Genomic DNA, 18,459 nt, shown 5'->3' with positions numbered 1-18,459 from the left:
CGCTCGTCTCGCGCCGCGCCACAGCCGCTCCTCAGCGCATGCCGAGCCCGCCGTCCGTCTCCATCCGAGGCCAGGTGAAGAAGAACGTGGCGCCGGCGCCCTGCTCGGACTCGACCCACACACGCCCCCCCTTGCTGAGCACGATCTTCTGGACGATCGCCAGCCCGATGCCCGTCCCCTCGATGTTGTCGCGCGCGTTCAGGGTCTGGAAGATCTCCCATACCTTCCCGTGGTATCGCGGGTCGATCCCGGGCCCGTTGTCCTTCACCGAGAACTCCCAGAGATCGCCCTGCGCCCGCCCCCGCACCTCGACGCGCGCGTCGGGGCGTTCAGCATACTTCAGCGCATTGCCGATCAGGTTCAGGAAGACCTGCTCCAGCGGGACCCGCTCGGCGAGGAGCGTCGGCATGCCCGCCGCGATATCGATCGACGCGCTCGCAGGGAGCGTGAGCAGCGCGAGGACATCCTCGAGGAGCTTCTGGACGTCCACGATCTCGGGCCTGTCGCGGAGCCGTCCAGCGCGCGAGTAGCGCAGGATCCCGTCGATGAGCGCCTCCAGCCGGACCACGCGCGAGCGGAGGAGATCCATGTACTGGCGCGTCTCCGGCGTCGCCTTGTCCACGAGATCGTCCTCGATCCACTGCGAGAGGTTCGCGATCGCGCGGAGCGGCGCCTTCAGGTCGTGGCTCGCCACGTAGGCGAAGCGGTCGAGCTCCTTGTTGCTCCGCTCGAGCGCCTGGATGAGCTGCTGCGCCTTCCGGAACAGGTGCGCGTTATCCATCGCAATGGCGGCCTGGGCCGCGAGGCCGACCACCAGCTTCTCCGCCCGCTCGGTGAAGACGCCCCGCGCGGAGTGCCCGAAGAACAGCCCGCCGATGACATGCCCAGAACGGGAGACCACCGGCACGGCAAGGTAGCTGACGACAGGCAAGTGGCCCTTCGGCATCCCGTGGTAAGGGGAGCTGTTCCCGTAGCGCGGGTCCTTCGTGACATCGTCGAGCCGCACCACGCCCTCTCCATTGAAGGTCGGCGCGAACACGTCGGTGTTGCGCGGCATCGGGAACCCGGAGAAGTGCTCTCGGGGCACGCCAGAGATGGTGTAGAGCATGTAGCTCTTTCCCTCGGCGTTCGTGACATTGTAGAAGAACGCGCCGAACTGGGCGCCGCTCAGCCGGGTGGCCGCGTCGGTCACCGCCTGCACGAGCTTCTCCAGATCCAGCTCGGCGGCGAGCTGCTTGCCGGCGCGATTGAGCAGCTCGAGCGTCTCCCCTTCTTCCTGGAGCCGGTCCTCCGTCTGCTTGCGCTCGGTGATGTCGAGGACGATCGTCCCCACACCCGTGACGCGCCCGTCCTTCGCCCGCACAGGCGCGTAATTGACCAGCCAGGAGCGCGGTCGCTCCGACGCGCGCGTCGTCCCCGTCACCTCGGCGGTGAACGCCTCGCCCGTCGCCAGGACACGCCGGAGATGGGCGACGATCACGTCGCTCATCTCCGGGAGCAGCTCGGGGATCGTCCTGCCGAGGTGCGCATCGAGGGGGATCCCGTTGATGTCCGCCAGCGCCTGGTTGAGCCGCACCACGCGGAGGTCGCGGTCGATCATCCCGAGCCCCGCGGTCGTGGCCTGGAAGAAGGCGTCGACCAGCGCGCCGTCCGGGGAGGACTCGTGCAGCGCAGAGCGCTCCTGATCGAGCAGCGCAGCCCCCACCTCGCCGCACTGCAAGGACGCCGCAGCGAGCTCTGCCGCGGCAGGCGAGGCGGGGTCGGAGGGCTCCGCCGTTTCATGATGCGAATCCGTGTTCTCCATGGACCTCGTGGACACAGGCTGTCCCGACGAGCCTAGCGCTCGAGTGCAAACGCGACATCCGCCGTCTGTTGCCGTCTGTTACAGTTCGTTCCCCGCCGCCAGCGCTGCGATGCGGGCTCAGCAGCCAAATACGGCGATCGCCGCGGCCGACCGCATCCCCTGCGCGCCGGCGACGACCGGCTACCCGCCGGCGATGACGGGCCGGGCGAGACGGAAGCCCACGGCGCTGAAGCGATCCTCCGGGCGCGCGGCGAAGCGGCCTGCTGCGCGGCACACCGCGGGGGGCCCGGAGCTCCACGCGCCGCCGCGGATCGAGCGGAGCCCCGGAGCCGCCGCGTCCGCTGGCTGGAGGCGCGCGATGCGGTCGACCACCGTGGGGCCGTCGGGCATCCACAGCTCGGCGCACCAGTCGCGGATGTTGCCCGCGAGGCCCCGGGCGCCGTGGGGGCCCTCGTCCGTCGGATGGTCGTCCACCGGCGCCGGGCTCGCGGGGCCGGGGCGGCCCCCCACCATGCAGGCCCACGTCGGCTCGGGCTCGTCTCCCCAGGGGAAGAAGCGCCCGTCGACGCCGCGCGCGGCCTTCTCGCGCTCGAGCTCGCCGACGAGGCGCCACGGCGCGCCGGTGCGCGCCTCCAGCCAGGACGCGTAGGCGACGGCGCTGCGCCAATCCACCGAGGCGACCGGGTGCCGCGCCTGCTCCGCGCGCGCCTGCGGGCCGAGCACGAAGCGCCCGTCCTCGTCGCGCGCGAACAGCGGGATGTCCACGTTGCCGGCGATCGCGCGGGCCGCGCGCGGGCACGCCGCCGCGGCCTCCGCCTCGCGCCCGCGCTCGAGCAGGTCGTTCAGGAAGGCGAGGTACTCGGCCTGCGTCACCGGGTGCCGCCGCACCACGAAGCCGTCGACCCAGATCCGGCACGCCGGCAAGCCGTCGCCGGCCTGCGGATCTCCGCCGGCAGAGAAGAAGCCCGCCGGCACATAGACGTCCTCTTCGCCGAGCGCCTCCGAGGGCAGGAGGGGCACCACGAACGGCTCTGCGCCGCCCGGACGCACGCCGTCCCAGTGCTCGCCGCGGCCGATCTTCACGGGGTACCGCGCCTCGCGGTACCCGGGCGCGCGGATCAAGAGCAGGTAGCTGCCGCGCGCGAGCGGGACCTCGCAGAGCGGCGTGTGGCCGAGGAAGCCCTGGGGCTCGGCGCGGAGCCGGCGCTCCTGCTCGACATAGCGGAGCAGCCAGACCTGCGCCCCCTCGGGGTCGGTCCGCAGCGAGAGGGCGCCGGTGCCGCGGAGCAAGACCGCGTGCCGCTCGCGCGCGTGCGCCCTGAGGAACGCCTCGGCGCGCGCCGCGGCCTCGGCGTCGCGCGCCTCCTCGGCGGCCCGCAGGTCGGCCAGGTGCGCGTCGGCGAGCGCCGCGTGCGCTTCATCGAAGTCCGGGGCCTCGTTGAGCGCGGCGCGGAGCTTCTGGTGCCAGGTCGCCTCGTCCAGGGCGGCGGCGCGGTCGAGCGCGCGCGCCTCGTCCTCGAGCGCCCACCCCTGCGCCTTCTCGGCGGCGGGCGCGAACGAGTCGAGGCGCCCGAGCACCGCCTTCGCCTCGGCCCGGAGGGCCCGGGCGCGCGCGCGCAGGCCCTCGATCTGCGGCGCCAGCGCGCGCGACTCCTCGACGAGGGCGCGCGCCCGCTCGCGACGGCGGGCGCCGTCGAGGAAGCCGCGGATCTCCGCGGCGAGCACCTCGGCGCTCGCGTAGCGCGAAGGCGGCGCGCGGGCCATCGCCCGCTCGCAGATCGCGATGAGATCCCGAGGGATCTGGTCGGGGCACCGGACGGCGAGCTGCTCGGGCGACCGCTGGACCACCTGCGCCAGGACGGCCAGCGCCGTCCCGCGGAACGGGGGCTCGCCGCAGAGGAGCTCGTACAGGACGGCCCCGAGGGAGTACACGTCGCTGGGGGGCCCGAGCTGCTCGGCCTCGCCGCGCGCCTGCTCCGGGGGCATGTAGACAGGCGTCCCCAGGACGAGGCCCGCGTGCGTGTGGTGGCCGCTGTCCGGGAGCGCGTCCGCCAGCGCGCCGCGCGCGGTCGCGCGGGCGATGCCCCAGTCCATCACGAGGACCTCGCCGAACTCGCCGATCATGACGTTGTCCGGCTTGAGATCGCGGTGGAGGACGCCCTGGCCGTGCGCGTACGCGACCGCCTCGCAGACGCGGACGAAGACGTCGAGCACGCGGCGCAGCGCCTCGGGCGAGGGGCCGGCCTCGCCCGACGCGTGGAGCGCGCGGATCAGCGCGCTCAGCGTCCGGCCGCGGACCTCCTTCATCGTGAACCAGAGCTGGCCGGTCGGGAGCATCCCGCAGTCGTGGACGGGGACGATCCCTGGGTGCTGAAGGCACGCCGTGAGGCGCGCCTCGTCGAGGAAGCGCGCCCGGCCGTCCGCGTCGTCTTGCCCCTCGATGCGCAGCAGCTTCATGGCGAGCACGCGGCCCATCACGCGATCGCGCACGCGCCGCACCTCGCCCATGCCCCCGCGGCCGATGAGCCCGAGATCGTCGTAGCGGTCCCATGGCCACGCCGCGACCGGCGCGTGGACCGCCGGAGGCGCGGCGCTCGGGCGGCGCTCGGCCGCGACCGACGCGCCTCCGGTCTGCCGGGGCGCGCCCCCGGCCGCCGCCGGCGCGTCCCGGACCACGGTCTCCGGCAGCTCTTCCGTGAGGCTGCGCGCGGCGTGCTCGGCGAGCGCCCGCTGGATCTCCGCGCACGCCGAGGGAGACAGGTGCAGCTCACCCGCCAGCTTCCGGAGGAGTGCCGCGGGATCGCTCATGGGGGTCTCGCCTTCGACGCCGTTGATGTGGTCGGCGGCGCCATCTTACGCTGTATCCATGGCGGTCTTGAAGCATGAAGCCCACGGCCTTCGCGTGACGCTCCCGGCGCGCGCGCGGGTCGGCCGAGCGCGCGACTGCGCCGTGCGCCTCCGGGACCGCTGCGCCTCCGGCGAGCACGCCGTCCTGTTCTGGGACGGGGCGCGCTGGTGGATCCGCGACCTCGGCAGCACGAACGGCACGCACGTCGGCGGCCGACGGCTCACGTCCGCCGAGCGGGTCGCGCTCGACGCGGGGGCGGAGCTCGTGTTCGGCGGCGACGCCGAGCGCTGGACCGTGGAGGAGGCCGGCGCGCCCGTCACGAGCGCGCGGGCCGAGCTCACCGGCGAGGTGCGCGCGGCGGAGGAGGGCCTGCTCGCGCTGCCGGACGCCGCCGATCCCCGGGTGACGCTCTTCGAGGATCAGCACGGCGTCTGGCAGATCGAGATCGACGGGGCCACCCGCCCGGCGGTCGATCAGGAGCGCATCGAGGCCGGCGGCGCCTGGGTGCTGCGCGTCCCGCCGCAGGCGCTCGACGCCGCCGTACCGACCACCGCGTCGAGCGCGGCGAGCCCCAAGCTCCTCGGCCTCACCGTCCTGCGCTTCGAGGTGAGCCACGACGAGGAGCACATCGCCGTCTCCCTGGTGCAGGGGGAAAAGGTCATCCAGCTCGCCGCGCGCGCCCACCACGAGCTGCTCCTCATGCTGGCGCGCTCCCGGCTGCGCGACCGGGAGAGCGGGCTGCCCCCGGCCGAGCGCGGGTGGCGCTACGTCGACGACCTGCTCGGCAAGCTGCGGCTCGACCTCCATCACCTCAACGTCAACGTCTTCCGCGCCCGCCAGCAGCTCGCGCGCGCGGGCGTGCTCGACGCCGGCTCGCTCGTCGAGCGCCGGACGACGTCGCGGCAGATCCGGCTCGGCACCGAGGCGCTCGAGGTGATCCGGTACTGAACATCGGGTCGCGGCCGGAGCTCGCCGGCCCTCGCGCGTGACCGCCTGTCATCGACGCCGCGGCCGGGAGGATCCAGCTTTCCTGGCGTCGACGCCGGGTGAGGCCGCGCGGGTCGCGCGTCGTGAGCGCGCGCGTGCCGCCGCCACCGGAGCGCGGGCTGGACAGGGTCCGCGCGCTGCGATCGATGCTGTCGAGATCGTCATCCCAGGAGAGAGCGCAACCATGAGCAACGATGCAGACTCAACGTTCGGTGCGCCCGCCGCCGGCGCTTCCCATTCGACGCGCAGCCCTGCGAAGGCCAAACCGGGCTCCGGTGTGATTGCCCAGATCCCGCCGGACGTGAGGCTCAGGATCTTTTCGACCGTGGATCTCGTCCGGATCGTGGCCCTCGGGGTCAACGGTGTTTCCAATGGCCAGCTCACCTTCCAGGCGCAGACCGAGTACTGGCGGTGGGCGAGCGCCCTCACCTTCGCGAACACATTGACCTTCACGTCCGAGGTGATCCCGAGCTTCACGGCGCCGGCGCTCGACGCGTTCCTGGACGTCGTGAGCCCGAGCAACCAGTTCACGGCCCCCCGGAACCCGACCCAGGGCGACTGGACGCAGGGGACGCGCGCCGTCCCGGGGACCCGCACCGGGTACCTCTACCGGTTGCCGAGCCCCGACGACAGCCAGGTGAAGATGGGAGTCCTGTTCGAGAAGGACAACCAGACATCGGCCCTGATGGCGGCCGCCTGGTACGTGAAGACGCAGGCGCCGAGCAACGGCCTTGCATTCAACAAGAAGATCTTCACGAGCACGCTGACCCGGGTGAGCGGCACGCACCCGAACGCCATCGAGGTGGGCACCTGGTACTATCTCCTGATGGGCACGCCCTGACCTCGGGCAGGGGCGAAAGGCGGCGGGGCGGGGTCGCCTCTGGGGCCGCTCGCACGAACCGCGCGGGCCGCCTCGACCGCGCGCGCCGCCTCAGAGGAGCGGGATAGATCGCCGCTCCGGCTCGCGAAGGGGGATATGCAGCTCGCGCTGGGGCATGGGGATGACGACCCCCTCCGCGTCGAGCCGCTCCTTGAAGTGGCGCGTGAGCTCGAGCCGCACCGGGAAGAAATCGGCGGGGAGGGTCCAGGCGCGGACGAGCAGGTTGACCTTCTCGTCCGCGAGCTCGACAACGTCGACCGACGGCGCCGGCGCCGGCAGCACGCGCGGCTCGTTCGAGAGGACGTCCCGCAGCGTGGCGATGGCGTGAGCGATGTCGGCCGTGGCGCTGACGCCGATCGTGAGGTCCATGCGCCGGCGCTCCGCCCGGGTGAAGTTCTGGATCTTGGCGGACCGGACCTTGGAGTTCGGCAGCATGATCGGGACGCCGTCGAAGCTCGTCAGCTTGGTCTGGAACACGTCGATGGCGTCGACGATGCCGGAGGTCCCGTCGACCTCGATCGCATCGCCGACGTCGAACGGACGGAGCACGAGCAAGACCAGCCCGGCGGCCACGTCCGACAGCGTGTCCTTGAGGGCGAGGCCGATGGTCAGACCCGCGGCGCCGAGCACGGCGAACAGGCTCTTCGTGTCGACGCCGAAGCGCTCGAGCACGGCCATGGCCGTGACCGTCAAGACAGTGAGTCGGCTTACACTGGCCAGCAAGGGGACGAGGGTCGCGTCGATCTGCGTCCACTGCTTGCCGAGCGACCGCACGCTCCGCGCGGCCCAGGCCGCGGCCGTCCACCCGACGACCGCGATGAACAGCGCGCTCGCGACGCCGGGCCCGTGGCTCTTCAGGAGCTCGATCGGCATGCCCCACGTCGGAATCCCCTGCTCCACTGCGCATCCTCCTCGGCTTCGACGCCGCGCGCGGCGCCGCGCGCAGCCTTGCGCCGGGCTGTCTCCGCGCGCGGCCGGCGGGCGTCAACCCGCGAACGTGACGAGGCGGCGGAGCCGCTGCGCCGCGAGCTCCACGCCGTTCGCGAGGCCCCGGAGGAGGTGGGCCACGCCGTCGTCCTTCGCCGCCCGCATGGCGCGCATCGGGCGCGCCGCGAACCACGCGAGCTCGTCGGCGACCGCCTCGACGAGGGGCCTGCGCATCGAGAGCCACCGCGCGCACCACGCGGCGAGGGGCGTGTCGCCCTCCACGGTCGCGACGTACTGGAGCAGCTCGACGAGGTCGACGCCGTGCCGCATCCCGAGCAGCGTGCCGCGGTAGGACCTCTCGGTGCTGAGCAGGTAATCGGCGAGGTGATCGCGCAGGGCCGAGAAGGCCTCGCCCACCGTGCTGCCGCCCGCGCTGATGGGCAGCTCGCGCTCGCGGAGGAGCGGGCGGATCTCCGCCAGCGCGGCCTCCGCGTGGGTCGAGACCGCCCGCATGGCGTGCGCCGGCGGCACATCGCCGAGGCGCTCCGCCTCGATCCGCGGATGGATCATCGCGGAGCGCTCCGTCTGAAACAGCTCCTGGACGAGGCTCGTGAGGAACGCGCGCCCTCGCCGGCTCTCTTCCTGCGGTCCGGATTCGTCCCCCAGCAGACCGCCCTCGCCATTCGTCGCCCCGTTGCTCTGAAGTTCCTGCATGGCTGCCCCCTCTCCCCTTCTCACCGGGACGTCAGGACCCGCTCGCGGCGCGCCGCGCTCCGGTCTTCGCCCTCGAGCTCGTCTTGCGCGAGGCCCCTGCCCCGCCGCGGCGGGCCGTGCCCTGCGCGGCGCGGGAGCGGCCGCTCGTCGACTTGGCCGAGGTGCTCCGCGAGCGAGCGCTGGACGCGGAGCTCTTCTTCGCCCTCGCCGGCGCCTTCTTCGCGGCCGTGGACCCTCCGGCGCTCGCCGCGGCGTTCCGCTTGCGGGTCGCCGCCGCCTTCTTCGCCGCCGCGCTCTTCGCGGCGGCGGGCCGCGCCTTGGACGCGGCGCCTCCCTTGCGGCCCCCCTTCCTCGCCGGCTCCTTGTTCACTGGCTTGCCCACCCCCGAGCCCGACTTCTTCCCCCCGCCGGTCATCTTGTTGACGGTCGCCCAGGCCCGCCGCTCGGCCTCTTCATCGGGGACCCCGCGCTTCTCGTACCCCTCTTCGATGTGCTCGGCCTGCCGCTTCTGCTTGGTCGTGTAGCTGGATTTGTCGCCTCTAGGCATGGTGCCCTCCTTGCGCCTGCTCCACCTCGCGGGTCGGCGGCTTCATCGGAGACGCCGGCTCGCCCCGTTGTGGGAGCGTGAGAATCGCGAGAACGCGCGAACGTGGGAACGTGCGGGAAAGACAGACCGTGCGTGTGGCCCGGGTCCATCGAGCCGCGATGTCGGTTGCGTCGGTTTCGATGGATGAGCAACGGCTGTGCCGTCGGAGAGCGCGGCGCCAGCCGACGGCGGCGCGTCCGGGCCGGGCGCCCCGTCACACGCGGTTTCCCCGCTCCGCTGGTTGCCGGGTGATGGGGGCTCGTATCGTGGCAATCGGCCCCGGATGTCGAGGAACGCCTCGGTCGTACCGCGCGAGGAGCGCGGCGTGCCGGAGGGTCAGAGGGTCTCGAGGTACGCGACCAGATCGTCGAGCTGCGCTGAGGTCAGGCCGGAGACGTCACCGTGCTTGTCGCCTCCGCACAGCGGATCGAAGCGATCGCGGAGCGTCGCCGCGCAGCCGTCGTGCATGAACGGCGCGCGCCCGGAGATGCCGAGGAGCGAGGGCACCTGCAACCGCTCGCCCTTGCCCACGTCCTCGTTCCGGTTGTTGGTGAGCATCGGGCCACCGTGGCAGTCCGCGCAGGCCACCTTCTTGTCGTGGAAGAGCACCTCGCCTCGCGCCGCGGCGGCGTCGTCCTCGGGCGGCGACGCCGGGAAGGCGGGCAGGCTGTCGAGGTAACGGGCCATCAGATCGAGCCGCCTGGCGCCGGGCTGCTGGCCGCCCATGCGGGAGACGAACACCTCCCCCATCAGGCCCGCGAGATCCTGCAGGTCGCCGCTCCAGTGGAGGGGCGCCGTCTTCAGGATGCCGCCGCCCAGCGCCTGCGTCCGCCGGAGGCCCACGGGATCGAAGTCCCACGTCCGCCCGTCCTCGTGCCCTTCGGGGTGGCACGACGCGCACGCCACGGCGCTCACGCCGTTCGGCGGCCGGTGGAACATCTCGTGACCGGTATCTCTCACGCTCTCGCCCGGAAGCGCGATGGTGCGCCCGCCGAGCACCTGCAGGGCCGCAGGCTCCCGCAGCTGCACGACGATCTCACCCCGGCCGTCGAAGGCCACGGAGACAGGCTGCCCGCTCACGAACTGCTCGGTGACCTCCGGGCTGCAGCTGTCCGTCACGGCGTCGCGCTCCAGATCGTCGACGGTCGCGCTCACGACGGAGTTGTCACCGGCCCCCACCACGGCCACGCGCGCGCCATCGGGGGTGACGGCGATGTCGACCGGCAGCGAGACGTTCGGGATCGCGGCCGCGGGCTGCAACGAGGGCGATGTGTCAGGAACGTCCGCCGGATCGACCCTGCTGACCGCGCCGTGCACGATGTTCCCGTCGCAGTCGGCGGCCTGGTAATAGCCGCCTGGGCTGAGGGTGACCTTCGACGACATCGAGCGCTGGTGGACCATCAGCGCACCTCCGCCGGCGAGCGGCGCCATGCGCCAGGCCACGGAGGGCGCATAGTCCGACCTGGTGAACCCGGTCGAGTGGAAGACGGGGAGCGTGCGGCGCGAGAGCACCGCGCCGTCGGGGCCCACGACCAGCGTCTCCGCGGACCTGAAGCGGCTGACAAGGAGCCGGTCGCCCTCGACCACGACGTCGCGCAGGTCGGGGGCGAGGCGGAGCTTCCGGACGGCGGGGCCGCCGGAGGCCGGGAGCGTCACGAGCTCGCCGCCGGCGCAGGCGACGTGGATGGCGTCGAGCGAGGCGTCGTAGGCGACCCCGCGCGGCGCGCGGCAGACCTCTCTGCGCGCGATGACCGACCGCGCCTCGACATCGAGGGTCACCACCGCGCCGGCGCGCCGGAGCGCCACGTGGACCCGGCCGCTCGCGTCCTCGACGAGGCGCCCGGGCTCGTCGCCCCGCTCCAGCGGCACCTCCGCCGGCTCGCCGCTTTGGAGATCGACGATCCAGACGCGATCGCGGTCGGCGTCCGCCGCCACCGCCGTGTGACCGTCGCTGGCGACGATCAGCGTTCCGCCGCTGATGGCCGGCGGTGGCACCTCCGTCACCGTGATCTGCTGATCAGGGTCGTCGACATTCACCCCGGCCACCGGGTCGGGATCCCCCGGGCCGCACGCCGTGAGAGCTGACGAGAAAACGCCCGTGGACAAGAGCCCTGCCATGACAAGAGAACCAGAAAGGGGCAGACGCATGGGTTCCTCCGTTCGCCGCGCGCGCGAGCTCAGCAAGTCGCCGCGCGCGCGAGCTCAGCAAGAAGGATTCCAGGCAGATGTCGAGATCTGGACGGCGGCGATCCCCGCGGGCGGCTGGGCGCGCAGCGCGGCACCGGCGGACGGCGCGAGAAGGGGTGTTCGCTGGCGTGGTGCGAAGGATGTCGCGCGGCAATGGTCCATCAAGGCGCCGGCGAGGGCGTGACGAATAAGGAAGAGGGCCCAGGTTGCAGCCTGAGCCCTCGGTGGATGCTCGGTTCCGATCAGGGCGTTTCTGGCTCAGACCGGCGCATCGTCGTTTTCGAGCGGATCCTCCTCGTCCGGCGGCGCTCCGCCGGTGCTGCCACTTCCAGCGCTGCCGCTGCCAGCGGCGCCGCCTCCTCCGCCGGGCGTCTCGGTCGCCTTCTTCCTGGTGCTCCGGCTGAAGAGCCGCCGTGTCGCGATGGGCACGAGGCGCGGAATGGTCGGATCCTGCTCGTTGGCGCGCTCGAACACCCGCACGATCTGCTCTAGGAGGATCAGGTTGATGCCGTCGGCCCGGTCGAGATCGCCGCTCGTGACTTTCTGGCCTGCGGGGCGCGCAGCCGCCGTCTTCGCCGCCTGGGTGAGCTCCTGGGCGGTCTCTTCGAGGCGCTCGACGTAGTCCTGGTCAAGCCGCATCAGCTTGGCGCGCACGGCGACGGAACCCTTCTTCTGCGCGAGGTAGCGCTTGCCGAGCGCGGCGAGCAGGGTGAGCCCGCGCGCGAGCGCGCCTGGATCTTCCGCGGTGCCGACTGCCTGCGCGAGCTGCTCGCGCGCCTCCTTGCCCGAGCCGGCGACGCCGCGCAGGACCTCGTAGGCCTGGTCGCGCAGGAGCAGCGAGCGCGAGAGCCGCTCCCGCAGCGCCGCGTCCGTCGTGGCGCGCGCCGCGTCCTTCTTCTGCCCGGCGCTCTCGTGCGCCTCGAGCAGCCGCTCCAGCGCGAGCGCCTGGTCGACCGCGAGCGCGAGCAGCTCCGGTGAGAAGCCGCGCAGCTTCTCCCGCTTGTCCTTCGACGCGCTCGACCAGCACGCGTGTGCCGTCGCGTAGAGGCGGCGCAGGTCGGTCAAGACGCGCGAGGAGGCGATCTGCCGCCCTCGCTCGACGAGCTGGGATCCGGTCGTGCCGTCGAGCAATGCCTCGATGATGCCTGGCTCCGGCTTGCCGAGCCGCTCGGCCAGGGATTCGAGCGTGGGATCGTTGTCGTCGGTCTCTTCGGGACGAGAGGTAGGTTTGGCCATCAGCGCAGGCTAAGGGGGTGCGGAGCGGCATGTCGACGGGGTGGCAAGTTTTGGCCATGGCGCCAGGCCAGCCAGCGCCGGGGAGCGTGCCCGTGGATGCCGACGCGCGACGCGCAGGCGCGCGGCGCGGAACCGTCGGCATCGCGGCGAAGGGCGTCGTCATTGCGGGAGGGGGCCATCCTCATCTGAAGTGGACGTCGTCGTCATCCGCCCGGGAGACATCGTCATCCGGCCAGGACACATCGGCATCGGGACCGGGGCCCACCGGCATACGCCCGGAGCCCATCGTCATCCGGCCGCTGCCCTTCGGCATCGGGCGTCGAGCCATCGTCATCCGGCCCTGGGACGTCGTCGTCGAGGCTGGAGCCCATCGTCATCCAGCGGCGAGCTCGTCGTCATCCGAGGTGGAACCTGTCGTCATCCGGCGGAGGCCCGTCGGCATCCGCTCGCCCGCCGGCGTCGCACTCGCCGACGCCGCCGCGACCGCCGGGGGACATGCTGCCGTCGGGACACAGCGTCACCGTGGGAAGGCTCCGTCCATCGTGAGAGCGTCGATTGTTCGCTCGGCCTCGTCGTCGTCGAAGTCGCGCCGGAAGTGAACAACCAGGCCTTTGATGTTCATTGCGGCCCGACTCTCCGGGCGAAGTCCTCCATGGTCCCCCGAAGCGCGATGATGTCGCGGAGCGCACCGATGGCCTTTGTGCGTCGCCTGTAGAGCGTGGAGAGAGGTAGTCCCGCGTCTTCTGCCACCTGGGCCATCGGGATCCCGTCCAGATCGTGTGCCACGAGAACAAATCGCAGGTCCGGCTCGAGCTCGTTCACTGCATCGATGGTGCCGGCCCTGATGTCGTCCGATTCCATCACAGCAGCGGCGTCCGGCGCTGGATCGAGCACATCGATCCGATCGACGAGCTCCTCCTTCCGGCGCTGCGCACACCGGTGGTAGTGCGACGCGACATGGACGGCGATCGAATTCAACCAGCGTTCTGGCCTGCCGCGCGTCGGATCGAACCTGGGCCAGCTCTGCCAGGCGATGAGCCAGACTTGGCCTGCGACGTCGCCACGATGGCAGAGTGGGACCCCTAGCCACGCCAGCCAGCGCAGCACGGAACGCATCAGCATCGGACAAAACAAGCGGGCGTGCGCGGCGGCACGTTCGTCGTTATTCGAATGCGAGGCTTGGCTGCGCTCACCCATGGCTCCCTACTCCGGGGAGTGTCGTGTTCAGCGGCGAGCGCTCGGCTTCCTCCCATTCCTCCCAATCGGACCCGTTGGCGGTGCTCGCCGCCCCTTCGTCACGCTGTAGTGGAAAGCTCGTCAGCGTGGCGGCGCGACGTGCGAGCTCCGATCCCGTCGCGGCGCGGGCAGGGAGCGGCGACCGAAGCCGCGGCAGTGGAGGCGGCGGGAGCTTCGCCCGCGGGCTCCTGGCCGCAAGCTCGGGAGACGGCACCACGGGCGGAGGAACGTCGAGCGCACGAGGAGGCATCGTCGGCACCGAGGTCGGCCCGGGTGACGACGGCGGACGCGCAGAGCTCTCGCGCCTGGCGACGGGCTCGCCGACCGGGATCACCACGGTCTCCTCCGCGTCCGCTCGATGGTCGTCGTGCAGCCGCCACAGGCGCTCCCAGTACCGAGCAGGCGTCCCGGTGAAGGCCTCCAGCTGCCGGGCAAGGCCGGGCGTCATGGGGAGGTCGCTCCTCAGCAGCCGCTCCACCTCTCTTGGTTCCAACCCCGTGCTCTCGGCCAGCTTTCTCCTCCATGAAGGCGTCGTCGCGCAGAACGACTCGAGGACCCTCCCCGGCCAGGGGACGGGGCGCGCGCGGGCGTCTGGCAGCTCGGCGAGCGCCGCATCGACGTGACAGTCCAGGAGGCGCCGGTATCGGTCCCGCTCCCCTGCTGCCTGCTCCTTCGCATCGGTGAGGGCGGCCTCCTCGTCGTCATGCGCGTGCTCGCGCGCCTCGCGAAGCCCCCGTTCCCGTCCTAGCGCTTCGCGCGCGGTGACCGCGAAGCCGATCGCGATGCAGGCGATCATCGCGAGTCCGAGCGGCGAGACGAGCCACATCGCACCCAGCATGTCCTCCATGTTCCCTCCTGAACCGTGAGCATTCCTGTCCGACGCATGGCGGAGCTCGGCCTCGTGCTGCGCGACGACAGCACCGACCCCGCCGCTGGCTTGGCTGTTGATGGAGAGCCGGCCCGTCAGCGAAGCTGCCTGAGCATCTCTTCGCGCTCCGCGGCGAGCCGACCGCGCGGGAACTCCTCCGCATGTGCCTCGAGCAGCCGGTGCGCCTCGAGATCCGCCTCTGGGCTGCGGGCCTCAATGGCCGTCCGGGCCTGGCTGATCAGGCTCCTCTCGCGCGCGCTGATCGCCGGCTGCGCGGGCGTCGTCGAGGACGATGCACGAGGACCGATCGCCACCGACGGCACGGGCGTCGTGCTCGCTCCTGCGCCAGCCTGTCCGGCGCGGCGCTCCGCCGGGAGCGCAGGGGCCTGCTCTGCGGGTGATGCGGAGGACGTCCCCGCCTGCCTGGCGCGGCGCTCCGCGGGGAGCGGCGCCGAGCCCTGCCCCGTCAGCGCGGGCCAACCGTCATCGAGAGCCGATCGAACCCACGCCTGAAGCGTGGAAGAGGAGGTCACGGCAGCGACCATGGCGCTCATGAGCACGACGCTCGCCCCCTGCGCCAGGAGCCTCCAAGTCCAGCGGAGCAGGGAGCCAGTCCACCCCTGGCGTGGAGTGAGCCCGAACGGAACGACGCAGGCTGTCTCGTCCCATCCGCGCGAGCGTTGCTTCGCCCTCCGGCGTTGCGCCGCCTCCTCCAGCTGCTCGCGGGCTCGCCGGTGCAGCGTCTTCACGGCGTCAGGGTGAAGCCCAAGCTCCACGGCGATCTGGGTCAGCGGGATCTCCTCCAGGTCATGCTTGATCAGGATGTCCCGGTACTTCGGCTCGACACCGGCGATGAGCTCCCGCAGCACGGCTTCCCGCTGGCGCCATCTGAGCAGCTCTTCCGGCGTGGCGTGCTCGTCGTGGAGCTCCGGATCGTGAGATGGCGTCAGCACCTCTCGCCGGCGGCGCGCGCTTCGAACATGGTCGCGTGCCTGGTTGGCCGCGATCGTGACGCGGTACGGCGCGGGGTCCCCGCCTGCCTCGATCCGTCCGTCCGCGTCGAGCCCCCGCAGCAGCGCGTCCTGCGCGACGTCCTCGGCATCGCGCGCCGGGACCCCGAAGCGCCTCGCCAGGCGCCGGAAGAGCTCGAAGCTGCTGAAGGTCCCCGCTGGTTTGCCCATGCCGGTAGCACGTCTGAGCGACCCTCCCGGGGTCAGAAAAGTGAATGGTGCGGTCCATTTTGGTAGGACAACGTGCACCAGCGCGCCACCTGCACGTTCGCACAGCACACGGCGCCTAGCAGAGATGACGACATTGCTGGTTCGTGCTGAAAGTTCTCACGACAAACGCAAGCGCATGACGATTTCACCCGCCGTTGACGCCGCGCGGCTGGCGCAAGTACCGTCACGCCATGCGTTGTGCTCCACAGTTGCTCTCGATTCTCGTCGCGCTCGGGGCATCAACATGCCCTACGAGCGCAGCACGCGCCCAGGGCAGCTCATCAACGACGAGGTCGGGAGGCCACTCGACGGTGAAGGACCAGGTTCGCCGTGGCCAGAGGGCGCGCGCGGCGGGGCAATGGACCGAGGCACACGCCGCCTACAAGGCGGCATTCGATGCCGCAGACCCGGAGTCCACCACCGAGCGTGAGCGCGCGGAGATTGCCGGGGAGCTCGGCCTCTGCGAGCTCGCGTTGGGCAAATACCGCGATGCGGCCGAACACCTGGCCTGGAGCCTCGAGCAGCGCGAGGCGCTGCCGGCCGCGCTGCAGAAGCGATTCGAGGAAGGGCAGCGCAAGGCGACACCGCACGTCGCGAAGCTCCGTGTCTCCGTCGACCCGCCGGACGCCGAGGTGTTCGTCGACGGCAAAGCCGTGAGCCGCATCGCGCGCGTCTACACGCTGTTCGTCGAGCCCGGGCTGCACATCGTGCGGGCCCGAGCACCGGGCGGCGAAGATGCGTTTCAGTCCGTGCGCGCCGTGGCGAAAGCGGAGCACGAGCTCTCTCTTCATGTGCCGCGCACGCCGGTGAGCAGCGCCAAGGAGGGCGCGCCGGTGTCAGCGAACGAAACGGCGACCGCCCTGAGCTCCCCGGCGGCTGCGCAGGCGCGACCGACGAGCCCATGGGCTTCCTGGCCGGGGACGGCGCGGATAGGCGGCATCGTGGTGACGACGGCGACGGCGGCGGCCGGCGCGGTCTTTCTCCTTCGCGCGCACATCGTCCATGGCGATCTGCGCGAGCGAGACGTCACGCTTCGCGCGCAGGGGTGGACGTCACATACGTGCCGGGAAGCCAGCGCACCGGCGGCGTGCGCCGGCATTCGTGACCAGGTGAACGAGCGGGATCTGTTCGCGACCCTCGGCAAGGTGTCGCTGGCGACGAGCGCCGTGTTCGGCGTGGCGACCGCAGCCTCGTTCTTCACGGAGGTTGCCTTTTTCGGTGGTACGCCAAGGGCCACCGGCGTCCGCCTCGTGCCGGTGGCGACGAGCGAACGGGCGGGTGTGCTCCTCGGAGGCGCCTGGTGAGGGGAGTCGGGGTCATGCGTTCTGGATCCGTGGGTCGCAGTCGAGATGTCCTCCGTTCGCTGGCGTACGTCGCGCTCGGTGTGGCAGGCGCCGCCGGGAACACGGGGTGTTATTCCGACAGCTGTGCGGACAGCTACTGGTGCGAGGTTCCGCCGCCGGAGCCGGGTCCTTGTGATGGGGACCCGACGACGGCGGCGGCGCTCGACCTGTGCGGCGTGTTCGTCAGCGAGGAGGGCCACGACGACAGCCCCGGCACGAAGGACGCGCCGGTGAGGACGTTGCAACACGCGATCGGCCTCGCCGCGCACGTTCGACGCAACGACCAAGCGCCGACCCGGCGCGTGTACGCGTGCGGCGGGTTGTTCGAGGAGGCCATTTCGCTCCCCCAAGGAGTCGACCTCTGGGGCGGCCGTCTGTGTGCCGGCGGTGACTGGTCCTACGGAGGGCCGCTCGATGGCCCGAACGCATTGACCGTCATCGCGCCACCCGTGGGGATCCCGGTGCGGGTCCTCGGGGGGGAGGATGCGGTCATCGCGGGGGACGACGCGACGTCGGTGATCTTCGGCGTGCGCGCCGTGGCGGCCGACGCCTCCGCGAGGGATGGCAAGTCGTCGATCGCGATGCTCCTGGAGCATGGAGCCAGGGCGATCGTGCAGTCGAGCGTGATCCTCGCAGGCGACGGCAAGGACGGAGAGCCGGGCGAGGACGCGCCGAGCTTCCGCGCGACGGCCGGCGTAGTTGGGAACAACGGCGCGGACGCCTGCACCGCGGACGCCGCGCGGGGCGCCCTTCCGGTCGTGACCGTGTGCGACGACGGGATCGAGTCGACGGGTGGCGAGGGGGGTCGTGGAAGCCTCGAGACGGGTAGCGACGGGACGTCAGGACTGCCGGAACCGGTCGGGACTCCGGATAACCGCGGCCTAGGTGGTAGTGGCGCGTCCAGCATGGCGTGCAAGGAAGGCGAGCCGGGGGCAAAGGGCGCCGATGCGGAGCGCGCTGCCGGAGCAGTGGATCCTGGTCTCCTGGGCGTCGACGGATGGATCGGCGTCCGCGGGGAGAACGGGAAGCCAGGCGGCGTCGGTCAGGGCGGCGGCGGGGGTGGCGGCGGCAAGGGGCGCGACCCCGCCAGGGACGCGTGTCAGACAGGTCGGCCGCCGGGCGGTGCGGCCGGCGGATCGGGCGGCAGCGGCGGGTGCGGGGGCAAGGGGGGCAAGGGGGGCGACTACGGCGGCGCGAGCATCGGGATCGTGGCCTTGCAGGGGAGCTTCCTCACCGTCGACGCCAGCACGGTCCTCGGGGCCAAGGGCGGCAACGGCGGGGTCGGCGGAACTGGCCAGTGGGGAGGCTTTGGCTGGGACGGCGGCAATGGTGGACGCGGTTCTGATGTGGCCGTCTGGGCGCGCGGGTGCCACGGCGGCCTTGGCGGCGAAGGCGGTCGCGGGGGCGACGCCGGCGGCGGTCTCGGGGGCCACTCGTTCGGCATCGGTTCCGTGGGCGCCTCCGTGGCCATCTTGGAGAACGCGACGGTCTCGCCCGGACAGGCCGGCACCGGGGGGCTCGGCGGCAGTGCATCCCCGGAAACCACGTTCGGCAACGGGGCGAATGGGACTGCGCTGTTCTGGTACCGGTTCGATGCACCAGATCCGGAACCGCCTCAATGAA

The 18,459-nt window shown here is 71.9% G+C and carries 13 protein-coding genes and 1 pseudogene; 4 read left to right on the top strand and 10 right to left on the bottom strand.

Annotated features, from left to right (window positions below; translation table 11 throughout):
* Positions 1-31 precede the first annotated feature (31 nt).
* Both WMF14_RS49395 and WMF14_RS49390 read right to left on the bottom strand, forming a co-directional pair.
* Positions 32-1,804 (bottom strand): sensor histidine kinase, encoded by a 1,773-nt coding sequence (locus tag WMF14_RS49395; protein WP_437798001.1) that lies wholly within the window; start codon positions 1,802-1,804, stop codon positions 32-34.
* Positions 1,805-1,984: 180 nt separating this feature from the next.
* Positions 1,985-4,612 (bottom strand): protein kinase domain-containing protein, encoded by a 2,628-nt coding sequence (locus tag WMF14_RS49390; RefSeq protein ID WP_437797999.1) that lies wholly within the window; start codon positions 4,610-4,612, stop codon positions 1,985-1,987.
* Positions 4,613-4,670: 58 nt separating this feature from the next.
* Between WMF14_RS49390 and WMF14_RS49385 the strand changes: the two genes are divergently transcribed.
* On the top strand, positions 4,671-5,600 hold the full coding sequence (locus WMF14_RS49385) for an FHA domain-containing protein (protein WP_272096984.1): 930 nt from the start codon (positions 4,671-4,673) through the stop codon (positions 5,598-5,600).
* A 364-nt stretch (positions 5,601-5,964) separates the two neighbouring features.
* Entirely contained in the window at positions 5,965-6,480 is a 516-nt protein-coding gene (locus WMF14_RS49380; protein ID WP_437797997.1) for a hypothetical protein, read from the top strand.
* 90 nt (positions 6,481-6,570) lie between these two features.
* Here the strand turns inward: WMF14_RS49380 and WMF14_RS49375 are convergent, their stop codons facing one another.
* From WMF14_RS49375 to WMF14_RS49340, 8 genes and pseudogenes are all read right to left on the bottom strand, one after another.
* Positions 6,571-7,419: a mechanosensitive ion channel family protein gene (locus tag WMF14_RS49375; RefSeq protein ID WP_437797995.1), complete on the bottom strand. Its 849-nt coding sequence runs from the start codon at positions 7,417-7,419 to the stop codon at positions 6,571-6,573.
* An 84-nt stretch (positions 7,420-7,503) separates the two neighbouring features.
* Positions 7,504-8,160 (bottom strand): hypothetical protein, encoded by a 657-nt coding sequence (locus WMF14_RS49370; protein WP_437797993.1) that lies wholly within the window; start codon positions 8,158-8,160, stop codon positions 7,504-7,506.
* A gap of 244 nt (positions 8,161-8,404) precedes the next feature.
* A pseudogene (locus tag WMF14_RS49365) lies at positions 8,405-8,707 on the bottom strand (hypothetical protein); the annotation flags it as partial.
* Between the two features lie 375 nt (positions 8,708-9,082).
* Complete coding sequence (locus WMF14_RS49360; protein WP_437797992.1) at positions 9,083-10,792, bottom strand: cytochrome-c peroxidase; 1,710 nt, start codon at positions 10,790-10,792, stop codon at positions 9,083-9,085.
* A 399-nt stretch (positions 10,793-11,191) separates the two neighbouring features.
* Positions 11,192-12,169, bottom strand: a complete 978-nt coding sequence (locus tag WMF14_RS49355) for a hypothetical protein (protein WP_437797990.1) — start codon at positions 12,167-12,169, stop codon at positions 11,192-11,194.
* Positions 12,170-12,787: 618 nt separating this feature from the next.
* Positions 12,788-13,366: a sigma-70 family RNA polymerase sigma factor gene (locus WMF14_RS49350; RefSeq protein WP_437326814.1), complete on the bottom strand. Its 579-nt coding sequence runs from the start codon at positions 13,364-13,366 to the stop codon at positions 12,788-12,790.
* Positions 13,359-14,252, bottom strand: a complete 894-nt coding sequence (locus WMF14_RS49345) for a helix-turn-helix transcriptional regulator (RefSeq protein WP_437797988.1) — start codon at positions 14,250-14,252, stop codon at positions 13,359-13,361. Before WMF14_RS49345 ends, WMF14_RS49350 begins: the two co-directional genes overlap by 8 nt.
* 116 nt (positions 14,253-14,368) lie before the next feature.
* Positions 14,369-15,454 (bottom strand): sigma-70 family RNA polymerase sigma factor, encoded by a 1,086-nt coding sequence (locus WMF14_RS49340; protein WP_437797986.1) that lies wholly within the window; start codon positions 15,452-15,454, stop codon positions 14,369-14,371.
* A gap of 230 nt (positions 15,455-15,684) precedes the next feature.
* Between WMF14_RS49340 and WMF14_RS49335 the strand changes: the two genes are divergently transcribed.
* On the top strand, positions 15,685-16,797 hold the full coding sequence (locus WMF14_RS49335; RefSeq protein WP_437797984.1) for a hypothetical protein: 1,113 nt from the start codon (positions 15,685-15,687) through the stop codon (positions 16,795-16,797).
* A gap of 14 nt (positions 16,798-16,811) precedes the next feature.
* Positions 16,812-18,458, top strand: a complete 1,647-nt coding sequence (locus WMF14_RS49330) for a hypothetical protein (protein WP_437797982.1) — start codon at positions 16,812-16,814, stop codon at positions 18,456-18,458.
* Position 18,459: the final 1 nt, after the last annotated feature.

Origin of the sequence: Sorangium sp. So ce693, from assembly GCF_051521375.1 — a bacterium.
GTDB lineage: Bacteria > Myxococcota_A > Polyangia > Polyangiales > Polyangiaceae > Sorangium > Sorangium atrum.
The sequence above is the reverse complement of the archived record's forward strand: the minus strand, read 5'-3'. Positions and strand labels throughout refer to the sequence as shown.